We start from the raw sequence: 527 nt of genomic DNA on the forward strand, positions 1-527 counted from the left end.
TGCTTTTTGGATTATTTATGGTTTCACTTTTGGTTGTAGCATGTCAACAGCAGGCTCCACAAGCAGAAGTAGTTAAAGATGTTAAGCGTGTGGCTGTGATGGTTGCGGAGGGCTTTCACGATGGCGAAGCTTATATGCCAATTGGATATCTTACAAATCGTGGTGTGGAAGTTACGGTAATTGGGCCATCCGTTGGCGAAGTGAAAGCCTATAACAGTGATTTTACCATACGCATAGAGAAAGCTGTTGGTGATGTGTCGGTGTCTGATTTTGATGCACTTATTTTGCCTGGCGGACGAGGGCCTGCCATTTTGCGTGAAAACGAGACTGTTGTTGCATTTGCACGCGATTTCTTTAAATCCGGTAAACCTACCGCCGCAATTTGTCACGGACCTCAGGTGCTTATTACTGCAGGTGTTTTGGAAGGTAAGAGCTGCACCGCCGTAGGAGGTGTTCAGGATGAGCTTGTTGCTGCAGGCGCCAATTTTCTGGATCAGTCAGTGGTGCTCGATGGCAATCTGATTACC

The 527-nt window shown here is 46.9% G+C and carries 1 protein-coding gene; it reads left to right on the forward strand.

Annotation, left to right across the window (positions count from 1 at the left end):
* A partial coding sequence (locus C6366_RS20860; RefSeq protein ID WP_107740641.1) for a DJ-1/PfpI family protein occupies positions 1-527 on the forward strand: 527 nt, incomplete at both ends.

This window comes from Desulfonatronum sp. SC1, assembly GCF_003046795.1.
Taxonomy (GTDB): Bacteria; Desulfobacterota; Desulfovibrionia; order Desulfovibrionales; family Desulfonatronaceae; genus Desulfonatronum.